The organism is Roseateles sp. GW823-FHT07B05 (genome assembly GCF_058794515.1).
This window is the reverse complement of sequence record NZ_JBXAGX010000020.1, coordinates 35,848-45,111: the sequence shown is the minus strand read 5'-3', so window position 1 is coordinate 45,111 and position 9,264 is coordinate 35,848. Positions and strand designations below refer to the sequence as shown.

Sequence of the window (9,264 nt, the reverse complement as noted above, 5' to 3'; positions counted from 1 at the left end):
CGCAATTCCGAGGAATTGCCCCATCGGTCGTGGGATCGCCTTCATACGCTTGACGGATGGCTAGGTGAAAACTCTAGACAACGCAGTTAGCCAGCGGATGGCCTGGCAGCCCTGGGGTGGCGCGGGGTGACGCCCCTACGACGTTTTCCTTGGCCGCGCACTGACGATTGAAGACTTCGAGGATCGAGCGTGCTCGCGCGTCACCGAGGGCTTCCAGATGAGCCTGGTGCCCGCGCCGCTCACGCACAGCAAGGCTGGTTGCCCGAGTTCAATAGACACCCCAGCGTCGAGGTGGATGACGCACTCGAGATCTCCGAGCGGACGCAGATCTGAGGGGCCGACCGGCGGTCGTCACTTGCAATGGACGAGGTCGGCCGCCCGCATTCAATAGGGGGCGCCGTTCTTATGCGTGAAGAGCCATTTGCCGTCTTCACCAAGAAGGGCAGCGATGTCGTCGTCCGGATAGCTGGCTTGATCCCCGGCTGTCCTGTCGCCGACCACAAGACAGAGACACTCGCGCTCGCCGCGGTTGACCAGCATGTGGGCATCTCCGCTGCCGGCTCGGAACCCCGCACACATCCCGGGCCCCAGCAGGGTTTCTCCAGCGTCGGTGACGAGCGTCGGAGCCCCAGCAAGGACGTAGACAAACTCGTCCTGCCTCAGGTGCGCATGCCGCAGTGCCGACACGGCGCCCGGAGCCAGCGCAAGCAGATTGACGCCGAAGTTCGACAAGCCGAAAACATCACCCAGCGGCCGTATTACCCGGCCAGACATGCGCGAAGCGAAGGGCTCCGGGTAGCTGCTGGGCCTGCTTCGTGCCGCAGCCTGGTGTGCGTTGATGGCGACGGGCGGCTTGTCCTGGTTCATGTGTTTTCCTTGAGGTCGTTGCTGAAGTCGTCGAGCGCGTCGTCCTCACTCATGCTGCGCAAAGTCATGAGCTTGTCTCCAGCATTGGCCGGATCTCAGGTTCAGAGCGTCGCCTGTTCCAGGCTGCGCAGATAGTTGAACTCCGGCGCCTCGACACCGGCCAGGCGACGGATCTCCACCAGGAGGTCGGACTCGAAGAAGGCTTTGGCCTGTGCAAGCGAGGTCCACCTGGAGAAGTGAACGACACGGTTGCGATCGCACGCGTCGTGCAGCAAGTGATAGCTCTGCTCGCCGGCCTCCTTGCGCAGGGCGGCGGCCCCGTCAAAGACCTGCTTCCAGGCGGGATAGTCCTTGACGGCATGAATGATGAGTACGTGGTCCATGGATGTCCGGAGGTCGTCAGTCGGGCGAGTGGCAGGCAACACAGAGCTTGTTGCCATCGGGGTCGCGGAAGTAGGCGCCGTAGTAGTGCTCGTGATATTCGGGCCGCAAGCCCGGAGCGCCCTCGCAGGTGCCGCCATGCGCCAGGGCGGCGGCATAGGCATCGCGCACCGCGGCCCGGTTCGCGGCAAGAAAGGCCGTCATCTGCCCGTTGCCCGGCTGGTGCGCCTGCCCATCGTGAGGCTTGGCGATGACGAACAGCGGGCGCGGTCCCGGGCGCGATTGCCAGCCCGCCCAGGGGTGGCCCGCATCGCAGAACCGGGCTTGAACGCCGAGGGCTGCCATCAGGGGCTGATAGAAGGCGAGAGCGCGCTCGAAGTCGCTCACGCCGACAAAGATGTGTGAGTACATGGGCGGGAGCGCCACTTGCTAGCGATCGATTTCGACGGTGGCCCTGAGCGTGAGCGGAACGCCGCCACGCAGTGACAGGACGCCTATGACCGAACGGGCATGCAGCCCTGCTTCGCCGAAGATCTCGACGAGAAGATCGGAGGCGCCATCCAGGACCTTCGCGTGGCCCTCGAAGTCCGCTGTCGTGCAGATGGCGCCATGCAGCTCGACGATGCGTTCGACCCGGTCCAGGGAGCCGAGCGCATGCCTGATCGTGGCCAGCAGATCGATGCATGCGGAGCGCGCGAGTTCACGGCCCTGTTCCGTCGAATAGTCGCTTCCGACCCGTCCTCTCGGCGGCACGCCGTCGACCGGAAGAGGCGCCTTGCCCGACAAGAAGAGCAGCTGGCCCGACTGCACGGCCGTCGCGTAGTTGCCCGCCGGGCCGCTGCCCGTTGGCAGTTGGATGCCCAGAGACTTGATTCGTTGCTCAGCGTTCATGGTGCGCCGTCCTGAGAGTTTTCAAGAACAAAGGGGGAGAAGCTGCAGCCACGCTGCCAGGTGCCCGGGCGCCAGCCATGCGCGTGAGATCAGGGCGCCGGCCGCCATCAGCAGCAGGGCCGGCAGCAGGCATTGCCAGAGCCCGGCGTCGAGCCGCTTCATGCCGGCCTCCTGCTCGGAGCGGGTCGCGCAATCTCGCGGTCGCTGATGGGCCAGTGCAGCGCCGCAGCCAGCAGGCCCAGCACCACCGAACACCCCCAGATGAGGTCGTAGGACTGGGTTTGCTCGAACAGGTAGCTGCCCATCCAGACGCCCAGAAACGATCCCAGCTGGTGGCCGAAGAAGACGAAGCCGAACAGCGTGGTGATGTAGCGCAGGCCGAAGACCTGCGAGACCAGGCCGTTGGTCAGCGGCACCGTGCCCAGCCAGAGGAACCCCATCACCGCGGCAAATAGATACAGGCTGACGGGGCTCAGCGGCAGCAGCACGAACAGCGCCATCGCTGCTGCGCGCAGCAGGTAGATGCCGGCCAGCAGGTACTTTCTGCGATGGCGCGCACCAAGCAGCCCGAAGCAGTAGGTGCCGAGCACGTTTGCCAGCGCAATGATCGCCAAGGCAGTGACGGCATGGGCAGGCGCCATGCCTTTGTCGAGCAGATAGGCGGGCAGATGCGTGGCGATGAAAGCGAGCTGGAATCCGCAGGCCAGGAAACCCAGGTTGAGCATCCAGAAGCCCGAATGGCTGAAGGCCTCCTTCAACGCGGCTGGCAAGGGCTGCTCGGCCTGGGTGGCCATTGAGACCGCGCTTTCACTGCGCAAGGGGAAGGCCAGTGGCATAACGAGCAGCATGGCCAGTGCCAAGGCGATCAGGGTGCCGGGCCAGCTCCATGCACTCAGGAGTTGCTGCGCGGCCGGCACCAGGGCGAACTGCACGAGGCCGCCGATGGCCCCGGACAGGCCCAGAGCCCAGCTGCGCCGCTCGGGCGTCACCAACCGGCTGATGGCGCCGTACACCGCACCGAAGGTCGTGCCGGACAGGCCGAGGCCGATACACAGCCCAGCAGCCCAGACAAAGCCCGCCGGTGTTTCCGTATGCACCATGAGGAACAGACCCAGGGCGTAGAACAGCAGGCCTGCAGCGATGACCTTGGCGGAGCCGAAGCGGTCCGCCACCATGCCGGTGAAGGGCTGGGCAATACCCCAGCTCAAGTTCTGGATTGCCATGGCGAAGCCGAAGGTCTCGCGCGACCAGCCGCGGTCCAGCGTCACGGGCAACAGGAACAGGCCCTGCACATGGCGCACACCCAGCGCCAGCCCCATGACGATACCGCCGGCCAGGACCAGCACCCAGGCCTGCTGCCACCATGGGGCAGGCAGGGTTGTTGATGGCGACGGCGAAGAATGGGTTTGCACACGACCTCTCTTGGCGGCCATTACAGAATTTCCGGGCCCGTGCTTCAATCGATCTTCTCGTCGCACCACATGCGCCACAGGAATGTCACTGCCCCTCGTTCGCCTTTCCTTCCTGGATCTCGTCCGCGGGTTTGTCGCGGTCGGGCGGCGCATGAGCATCACGCTCGCCTCGCAGGACCTGTGCCTCACGCAATCGGCGGTCAGCCGCCAGATCAACGCCCTGGAGGAGCAACTGGGCGTCAAGCTGCTGGTGCGGGGCTACCGCTCCATCGCCTTCACGCCCGAGGGTGAGCGCCTGTTTCGAAGTGCCGATGGCGCAGTGCAGCAGTTGCAGGATGTGGTGGGCGAGATCCAAAGGACCGGCTTACTCAAGCCCGTCGTGTTGAGCGCGACCATTGGCGTCACGGGCTTGTGGCTGTTGCCGCGGCTGAGCCGCTTCCAGAAGCGCCATCCCGGCGTGGACCTGCGTGTCTCGGCGAACAACCGGGTGGCAGACCTGCGAACCGAAGGCATCGACCTGGCCATCCGTTACACCACGGCGGCCTTGGCGCCTGAGGGGGCCGTCCGCCTGTTCGGCGAGTCCGTCGCACCGGTTGCGCATCCATCCCTGGGGCTCAAGTCTTTGCGCTCGGTTCAAGCACTGGCCAAGCTGTCGCTGCTGGAGTTCGACAACCCGATGCATCCCTGGCTGCAATGGGGGGACTGGCTCAGCGCCCGCGGTTGGTCCGATGTGAAGCACCGGGGCGTCCTTCATTTCAATCAATACGATCAGGTGATCCAGGCGGCCCTCGATGCCCAGGGCGTGGCTTTGGGGCGGCTGGAACTGATCCAACCCCTGATCGACGAAGGCAGGCTGGTGTTGCTGGCCCCGCCCAAGCAAGGCGCCGAGATGGCGCACGCCTATTGGCTCATCTCCGCCAGCGATCACCCGCGGGCGGATGTGCACCGTGTGGCGGAGTGGATCGTGAGCGAAGCGCAGAGCTCGCGCGAGCTCATCGGGGCCGGCGCTGCGTAGGCTCTCTCAGTCCTGCCTGCAGCGGAGCAACGCATCCTCCAGGCGGTCGTTGCCCCAGAACATCTCGTCGCCGACGAAGAACATGGGCGCGCCGAACACGCCACGGCTCGCTGCGGCCTCGGTTTGGTGGCGCAAGCGCAGCTTGTTCGCGTCGGACACCGCCTCATCAAGGATGGCTTGGGCCGGCAGGCCGAACTGGGTGAGCACCTCCGCCAGTACTTCACGCGATTCGATCTCGCTGTCCTCCACGAAGTTGAGCGTCATCACCCGCCGGCAATAGGCACCCATCCAGCCTTGCCCTGCACCGACCAGCGCCACGCGCATCGCCAGCAGGGAGGGGCGCGGAAATGTCGAGGGCCGCGTCCAGGGCAGGCCGTATTTCTCGCACTCTCGCGCCATGTCCTGCCAGACATAGTCCCCCTTGGCCTTCTGCAGCACGAAGGGCGAGTTGTTCCAGCCCTGGTTGCGAAAGATCGGGCCCAGCAGAAAGGGCCGCCAGCGCAAATCCACGCCCAGCCGGGCCGCAGCCGCTTCGATGCGCATCACGCTCAGATAGCTGTAGTTGCTCGTGAACTCAAACCAGAACTCGATGGCTTTGGGGTTGGAGTTCGCGTTCATGGCTCTTCGCTCTCATAGACGACCAGGCAGCGCAACTCGATGCTCTCGCGAAGCGGTGCGTCGGTCGGAATCTCGGGCAGGTCGAAGGCCGTGTGCAGGGTGAAACGGGCCACGCCGCTGAGCTGGGAGTCGTACTGCTTGAATACCAGCGCCTCGTGGCGGTCCATCTCCGGGAGGTAGGACCAGCGATGCCGCTGTGAATGCCTCGCGACATAGATTTCCCCGGTCCGGCGAGGGTATCGAACCTCGCTTTCGACAAGGTCCCCCGCGCTGACCGTGCAGGCATCGCAAACGGCGAGCGGCGTGTCCAGCACCGGCCCCTTGATGGAACGCCAGATGTTGACGATGCCGTAACGCCCGACGCGAGCGGCCGCTTGCGCGTCGCCAATGACCAGAGCCAATCGCCTGCGGCCCGAGGCCTCGGTGTAGTCGTTGTGGATGCGGCCGTTGGCAGCGGCCATGCCTGCGCTTGAGCTTCGGCCAAAGCTCAGGGCGCTGCGGCCCACCTCGCGCCGACGGACCAGGTGATCGAAGACATGGGCCTGCCGTGCCCCGGTGGCGGCAAGCGCCAGTTCGGCGGCTTCCCGGTAGTAGATCGCCTTGACCGCCTCCTGATCGAGAAAGTCCGTGACCGTGGTCGGCGCATCCCACAGCGCGAAGCCTTCACGTTCGAGGCAAGGTCTCTCGCTGGCCTGGCGGGCATCGGCGATGAGCGTCTGGTGCAGGTCGTACTCGCAATTCTCCCAGGGCATGCCTGGCGGTGGCTCGCAGACATAGCTGTAGGGGCGCTCAGTTGTGGGCTTCAGGTAGTTCAGCCCCGCCCGGAGTTCCGGCCGGTCAGGTTGCGACGTCATGGGGGTCTCGGCTCTTGCACACAGCCCCATTGAACCCAGCCGAGGCAGTTGCCTCAATCAACTTTCTGGTTCCTCCGCATGCGCTGCCGGAATGTCGTGAGGCGGGAAAGTCGTTTGATGAGGGGCGCCGTGAACGCTTCAATGACCCCGTCAGTTCGATGAGGCGGTGCCAGCATGATGTGGATGAGAAAGCCCCGGAGCCCCACGGCCGTGGATGTCGAGTTCGCGAAGTCCTACCGCATCACCACTTCAAGAGACGTGTGGGTCACGTGCCTGACAGGCACGGCCTGGTTGACGCGAGACGGCTGCCTCGCCGATCTGATTCTTTCGCCGGGCGATGTGACGCGGGTCTCAAAGGCGGACGCTGCCCTCGTCACCGGCATGCCGCGCTGCAGAATCGGGATAGGCGAGAAGCGCGAGCACTTGGCGGCGTTGCAAGGGATAGCCTGACCATCAGGCGCATGAATGCCGAGCAGGACGAAGTTGAAGAACGCGGAGATCGGCGCGAGGTCGGCCGCGCTGCCGAAGATTCCCCAGGAACTGCTTGATCAGTTCGTCATGGGGCCGATGACCGCCCAGGAGATCCAGCAGGCCTCAATGGCCATCATGAAGGCGTTGATCGAGCAGATGCTGGGCTATGAGTTGAACCTTCGATTCGGCCCATGCACGTGCTGTGGCCGGACGTCGATCTTCTTGTGAAACGGTAAGACTAACGGTGCGTTGCCCTTACCCGGCGGGGCGCGTCAGAGTCCATCGCGCCCGCCAGATCCGACGGGGAAGTCACGCGCTGAACGCCGGTTCAAGGGCTTGGCCGTCGCCAGTTGCGCGAGCCGCGGCGAGGAGCATGGCTGGTGCATTTCGACTCTCTGATGAAAGTCCCGTGTCGGATCTTCCGAGACCGTCGCTGATTCAGGGGGCAGTCGTGCCCCGCTGAGTGCATGTCCCGTCACAGGCGCTGCACATCGCATTCCTAGAGTCGCCCGCCATCCCGACTCTTCTCTCCGGAGTGCCCCCATGTCCCCCAATGATCGCCGCGGCTTCCTGCGCAGCCTGGGCCAGGCCGCTGGCGCCAGCGCCATGCTGGCCAGCTTCCCGCCCGCCATCCAGCGAGCGCTGGCCATCCCCGCCAACCAGCGCACCGGCACGTTGCACGATGTCGAGCACATCGTCATCCTGACGCAGGAGAACCGCTCCTTCGACCACTACTTCGGCACGCTGGCCGGCGTGCGCGGCTTTGCCGACCCGTTTCCGGTGCCGACGCTTGACCGCCCCGGTACCTTCACCGGCAAGACCGTGTTCGTGCAGCCCAACGGCGGTGGCGCGAAGGTGCCGGGCCGGCCCGACTGGGGTGGCCAGCGCACGGCCATCGCGCCCTTTCACCTGAACACGCAGCAGGACTTCTCCGTCATGCGCGTCGCCGGCACGCCGCATTCGTGGACCGACGCGCAGGCCGCGTGGGACCACGGCCGCATGAACAACTGGCCCGCGGCCAAGCAGGCCCATTCGCTGGGCTATTTCAAGGAAGCGGACCTCCCGTTCCAGTTCGCGCTGGCGCGGGCCTTCACGCTGTGCGACCACTACCACTGCGCCACGCAGACCGGCACCAACACGAATCGTCTGTTCCTGTGGAGCGGCGGCAACGACCCGCTGGCGCAAGCCGGCGGCCCGTCCACCGACAACAGCCACGACTGGTTCAACGAGAACCCGGCCACCGACTACACCTGGACGACCTATCCCGAGCGCCTGCAGTCCGCCGGCATCTCCTGGCAGGTCTACCAGAACATGGATGACAACTTCACGGACAACTCGCTCGCCGGTTTCCGTCCTTTCCGCGACGCCTGGTACGGCCGTCCGGGCTATTCGGCGCAGCTGAAGGCGCGTGGCGTCAGCACGCGTGACCTCGACATGCTCAAGGCCGACGTGCAGGCCGGCCGGCTGCCGCAGGTGTCGTGGATCGTCGCGACCGCCGAGGGCTCCGAGCATCCGGGACCGTCCAGCCCCGCGTCGGGCGCCGACTACACGGCCCGCGTGCTGGACGCGCTGACGTCCAACCCGGAGGTCTGGTCCAAGACCGTGCTGTTCATCAACTTCGACGAGAACGACGGCTTCTTCGACCACCTGCCGCCGCCAGCGGCGCCGTCGTACCAGACCTACGACGCCGACCCGGCCAAGGCGGTCTTCGCCGGCGCTTCGACCGTGGACACGACCGGCGAGTACCACCACGTGCTCAACGGCAGCTCGCCGACCTACCAGCACCGCAACTACGGCATGGGGCCGCGCGTGCCGATGTACGTCGTGTCGCCGTGGACCAAAGGCGGCTGGGTCAACTCCCAGGTGCACGACCACACGTCGGTCATCCGCTTCATCGAGGCCCGTTTCGGCGTGCAGGAGCCGTTGATCACGCCGTGGCGCCGCGCGGTCAGCGGCAACCTGGTGGGCTGCTTCGACTTCGCTCACCCCGAAGACAGTGCCTTCGTGCAGAACCTGCCGGCCACCGCCGCGCTGCGTGCCCGCGCGCTGACGCTGCCCGGTACCAAGACGCCGGTTACGCCCACCACGCTGGCTGCGCCCATCCAGGAGGCCGGCCTGCGCATGGCGCGCGCGCTGCCGTACGAACTGCAGGTACAGGCGAACGCCGCGGCATCCGGCGTCACGCTGCGCTTCGAGAACGCCGGCGAGGCCGGCGCGGTCTTCCACGTCTACAACCGTCTCGCGCTGGACCAGATCCCGCGCCGCTACACCGTCGAGGCCGGCAAGCAGCTCGATGGCGTCTGGACCGGCGCTGCCGGCGCCGCTTACGACCTGTGGGTGCTGGGCCCCAATGGCTTCCACCGCCATTTCACCGGCAACCTGCCCAAGCCCGGCGTGGCCCAGGCCCAACCCGGTGTGACGGTGAAGGCCGACCGCGTCTTCCTGGAGCTGGTGCTGGAGCTTCGCAACGCGGGCACCAAGCCCTGCACCTTCGTGCTGCAGGCGCACCGCTATGCCTCTGTGCCCAACCGCAGTTGGATCGTCGCGGCCGGCACAGTGCAGACCGTGCGTGCCCCTGTGGACAGCGAGCACCGCTGGTACGACTTCAGCCTGAAGGCCACCGAGGTCGCCGGCTTCGGCGTACGCCTGGCGGGCCACCTGGAGAACGGCGAACCCTCCGTCAGCGACCCGGCCATGCATGGCCCCGCCGTGCTCGACCAGACCCGCCCCTGAATCCTTCACGCATCAAGAGACT

The 9,264-nt window shown here is 65.9% G+C and carries 11 protein-coding genes and 1 pseudogene; 4 read left to right on the top strand and 8 right to left on the bottom strand.

All coding sequences use genetic code 11. The features are described from left to right. Window positions 1-384 precede the first annotated feature (384 nt). The 6 genes from AC1Q7O_RS25710 to AC1Q7O_RS25685 all read right to left on the bottom strand — a co-directional run bounded on the left by AC1Q7O_RS25710 (window position 385) and on the right by AC1Q7O_RS25685 (window position 3,482). Window positions 385-867, bottom strand: coding sequence for a cupin domain-containing protein (locus AC1Q7O_RS25710; protein WP_492661846.1), 483 nt, complete (start codon window positions 865-867; stop codon window positions 385-387). Window positions 868-968: 101 nt separating this feature from the next. Next, a complete protein-coding gene (locus tag AC1Q7O_RS25705) occupies window positions 969-1,250 on the bottom strand; it encodes an antibiotic biosynthesis monooxygenase (RefSeq protein ID WP_492661847.1) in 282 nt (93 codons plus the stop codon). A gap of 16 nt (window positions 1,251-1,266) precedes the next feature. Next, complete coding sequence (locus AC1Q7O_RS25700; protein ID WP_492661848.1) at window positions 1,267-1,659, bottom strand: VOC family protein; 393 nt, start codon at window positions 1,657-1,659, stop codon at window positions 1,267-1,269. An 18-nt stretch (window positions 1,660-1,677) separates the two neighbouring features. After that, window positions 1,678-2,139 carry a RidA family protein gene (locus tag AC1Q7O_RS25695; protein WP_492661849.1) on the bottom strand — a complete coding sequence of 154 codons (462 nt, stop codon included), beginning with the start codon at window positions 2,137-2,139 and terminating at the stop codon, window positions 1,678-1,680. Window positions 2,140-2,160: 21 nt separating this feature from the next. Next, window positions 2,161-2,301, bottom strand: coding sequence for a hypothetical protein (locus tag AC1Q7O_RS25690; RefSeq protein ID WP_492661850.1), 141 nt, complete (start codon window positions 2,299-2,301; stop codon window positions 2,161-2,163). Further along, on the bottom strand, window positions 2,298-3,482 hold the full coding sequence (locus AC1Q7O_RS25685; protein ID WP_492661890.1) for an MFS transporter: 1,185 nt from the start codon (window positions 3,480-3,482) through the stop codon (window positions 2,298-2,300). Before AC1Q7O_RS25685 ends, AC1Q7O_RS25690 begins: the two co-directional genes overlap by 4 nt. 151 nt (window positions 3,483-3,633) lie before the next feature. On the opposite strand from AC1Q7O_RS25685, the gene AC1Q7O_RS25680 reads away from it, so the two are divergent. Then, window positions 3,634-4,566, top strand: a complete 933-nt coding sequence (locus AC1Q7O_RS25680) for a LysR substrate-binding domain-containing protein (protein WP_492661851.1) — start codon at window positions 3,634-3,636, stop codon at window positions 4,564-4,566. 6 nt (window positions 4,567-4,572) lie between these two features. Here the strand turns inward: AC1Q7O_RS25680 and AC1Q7O_RS25675 are convergent, their stop codons facing one another. Together AC1Q7O_RS25675 and AC1Q7O_RS25670 are read right to left on the bottom strand one after the other, a co-directional pair. Further along, window positions 4,573-5,184, bottom strand: a complete 612-nt coding sequence (locus AC1Q7O_RS25675; protein WP_492661852.1) for a 2-hydroxychromene-2-carboxylate isomerase — start codon at window positions 5,182-5,184, stop codon at window positions 4,573-4,575. Beyond that, window positions 5,181-6,038: a CmcJ/NvfI family oxidoreductase gene (locus tag AC1Q7O_RS25670; RefSeq protein ID WP_492661853.1), complete on the bottom strand. Its 858-nt coding sequence runs from the start codon at window positions 6,036-6,038 to the stop codon at window positions 5,181-5,183. Before AC1Q7O_RS25670 ends, AC1Q7O_RS25675 begins: the two co-directional genes overlap by 4 nt. A gap of 210 nt (window positions 6,039-6,248) precedes the next feature. Here AC1Q7O_RS25670 and AC1Q7O_RS25665 point away from each other — a divergent pair, with 210 nt between their 5' ends. The 3 genes and pseudogenes from AC1Q7O_RS25665 (at window position 6,249) to AC1Q7O_RS25655 (ending at window position 9,242) form a co-directional block, all read left to right on the top strand. Next, entirely contained in the window at window positions 6,249-6,488 is a 240-nt protein-coding gene (locus AC1Q7O_RS25665) for a hypothetical protein (protein WP_492661854.1), read from the top strand. 15 nt (window positions 6,489-6,503) lie between these two features. After that, window positions 6,504-6,698 (top strand): annotated as a pseudogene (locus AC1Q7O_RS25660) (IS256 family transposase); the annotation flags it as partial. Between the two features lie 354 nt (window positions 6,699-7,052). Beyond that, window positions 7,053-9,242 (top strand): phosphocholine-specific phospholipase C, encoded by a 2,190-nt coding sequence (locus tag AC1Q7O_RS25655; protein ID WP_492661855.1) that lies wholly within the window; start codon window positions 7,053-7,055, stop codon window positions 9,240-9,242. The last annotated feature ends 22 nt before the right edge of the window (window positions 9,243-9,264 follow it).

Coding starts and splice junctions, on each gene's coding strand:
- AC1Q7O_RS25710 (WP_492661846.1), bottom strand. CDS start 867: ATGAACCAGGACAAGCCGCCCGTCGCCATCAACGCACACCAGGCTGCG.
- AC1Q7O_RS25705 (WP_492661847.1), bottom strand. CDS start 1,250: ATGGACCACGTACTCATCATTCATGCCGTCAAGGACTATCCCGCCTGG.
- AC1Q7O_RS25700 (WP_492661848.1), bottom strand. CDS start 1,659: ATGTACTCACACATCTTTGTCGGCGTGAGCGACTTCGAGCGCGCTCTC.
- AC1Q7O_RS25695 (WP_492661849.1), bottom strand. CDS start 2,139: ATGAACGCTGAGCAACGAATCAAGTCTCTGGGCATCCAACTGCCAACG.
- AC1Q7O_RS25690 (WP_492661850.1), bottom strand. CDS start 2,301: ATGAAGCGGCTCGACGCCGGGCTCTGGCAATGCCTGCTGCCGGCCCTG.
- AC1Q7O_RS25680 (WP_492661851.1), top strand. CDS start 3,634: ATGTCACTGCCCCTCGTTCGCCTTTCCTTCCTGGATCTCGTCCGCGGG.
- AC1Q7O_RS25675 (WP_492661852.1), bottom strand. CDS start 5,184: ATGAACGCGAACTCCAACCCCAAAGCCATCGAGTTCTGGTTTGAGTTC.
- AC1Q7O_RS25670 (WP_492661853.1), bottom strand. CDS start 6,038: ATGACGTCGCAACCTGACCGGCCGGAACTCCGGGCGGGGCTGAACTAC.
- AC1Q7O_RS25655 (WP_492661855.1), top strand. CDS start 7,053: ATGTCCCCCAATGATCGCCGCGGCTTCCTGCGCAGCCTGGGCCAGGCC.